At 63.7% G+C, this 933-nt stretch carries 1 pseudogene; it reads right to left on the reverse strand.

The features are described from left to right. Positions 1–93: 93 nt before the first annotated feature. Positions 94–933 (reverse strand): annotated as a pseudogene (locus EOA22_RS37910) (hypothetical protein); the annotation flags it as partial.

Below are 933 nucleotides of genomic sequence, written 5' to 3' on the forward strand. Positions count from 1 at the left end.
CCACTTGGGGAGCGGAGGTCGTCGACGCCACCGACACCACATGCTGAACTGAGGCGGTCGACGCCAGCACCATTGAGGCTATGAGGACGGCGATCATTGTTGGCCGGGGCCGCGGCCCGGGAAGTCGAACTCGGCCCAAATCTGGTCCAACTTTATCGGCAGCGGGAACATCGGCACGGCCTCAAGATTGAGGGAGCCGGAATTTGCATCACGAGTCACGGACACCAGGAACTTATCATCGAGCTTGTCCGCAAAGAGGGAGGACCCGACGAACATCAGCGACTTGCCTACTGGGCCGAGCGGGTACTCCGGCCGCCAGTCGCCGACGCCGCCATGCGGCGAGTTATCGGGCAGGTATGCCACGGCTTTCTGCAGGCCGGAAATCGGGATCATGCGCGGGCCGTGGCCCGCGTTCGTCGCGAACAGGCTCGGCTGCCCATTGAACAACACCGAAACCAGGCTGAGCGGCTGGCCGTTGCCCATATCGCCGACCGTCCTGCCTGTCACCTTGGCGCCGTCCTTGAGCTGTGCAGTCGGAATGAGAACGATCGGGCTGCAGGTGTAGGCGGCGACGAGGGTGTCCTCGCCATCGATGGTGGCGAACTGCATGGCGCGGATGGGCGCGCGGGTCTCGTAGCGCTCGTGGGCGACGTGGTAAATTCGGACGGCCGTCGATGAGGACTGGCCGTCGAAGGGATAGGACACGCGCCGAAGAGTCGATGAAAATTCCTCGTTGGAGATACCGGCAACGAACAGCTCCCCATTGTGGAACTTCATGTCGACAATGGTCATTGATCGCATCGGCGTCATCGCCTTCTGACGGTACTTGTCGCCCGCTGGGACCGGCCAGTCTCCGGTGCGGTCGCGGAAGTGCTCGTCCGGGGTCGGCGCATCGGGGATGGACCAGCTGGTGGGCTTGGCGCGCGCCAAGTC

Origin of the sequence: Mesorhizobium sp. M7A.F.Ca.US.014.04.1.1 (assembly GCF_003998745.1) — a bacterium.
Classification (GTDB): Bacteria; Pseudomonadota; Alphaproteobacteria; order Rhizobiales; family Rhizobiaceae; genus Mesorhizobium; species Mesorhizobium ciceri.